The 843-nt window shown below is 34.0% G+C and carries 1 pseudogene; it reads left to right on the top strand.

What is annotated here, in order from left to right:
* A pseudogene (locus tag LS72_RS11125) lies at nucleotides 1-843 on the top strand (hypothetical protein); the annotation flags it as partial.

Genomic DNA, 843 nt, shown 5'->3' with positions numbered 1-843 from the left:
GAGTTTTAGTAATAGTGGAACTATTAAGAGTGAGGGTAGTAGAGGAGCAGGGATTAATATTTTAGGGGGGAGTAGTATAAGTAATTTTGAGAATAGTGGATTAATAATGCGTGGCGTGTCTGCCATAGGATCGACTATAGTAAATCTTAACAATACCGGAACTATAAATGGTATAGGTCTTAGCACGAATGCCAAAATTGAAACTCTTAATAATGACAACAAAGGATTTATAACTTCTTTGTTTCTATATGGTGGTAGTATAGGAACATTTTTAAATAAAGGGACTTTAGATTCACCAAGAACTGGAATCTATGTTGAAAGAGGTTATTCTTACACCACTATAGGCAAAATCGTTAATGAAGGAGTAATGAAAGCCAAAAACAATGTTATTGCATATGATGCCACCAACTTTATAGGAGAGATTATCAATAAAGGGACGATAATATCAGAGAATGGAAATGGAATCCATATCTTTAATTACGACCATAAAAACACTCCAAGAGATATTGGCAAAATCACTTTAGCTCCTGGTAGTGTAATGGAAGTTAAAAATAATGCAATCAGCATTAACACCCATAGCCAAAAAACCGAAGTAAAAGGTATAGAAATCCAAAAAGGAGCAACACTAAAAAGTGAGAATGGAGCAGCTATTGCAGTAGCTCCCAATAATCATATCACAGGGGATATAAATATCGCAGGAAAGATAGAAGCTAAAACTGGTATTTCTAATGCAGGAAATATTGCAGCAAGTATTACCCTTTCTGATGAAGTTAAAAACTTTAGTGTTGAAAATAAAGGCAGTGGTAATATTACAGGAAGTATTGAAGCTAAAGATAATGTAGC

Source organism: Helicobacter apodemus, from assembly GCF_000765745.2.
Classification (GTDB): Bacteria; Campylobacterota; Campylobacteria; order Campylobacterales; family Helicobacteraceae; genus Helicobacter_D; species Helicobacter_D apodemus.
The sequence above is the reverse complement of the archived record's forward strand: the minus strand, read 5'-3'. Positions and strand labels throughout refer to the sequence as shown.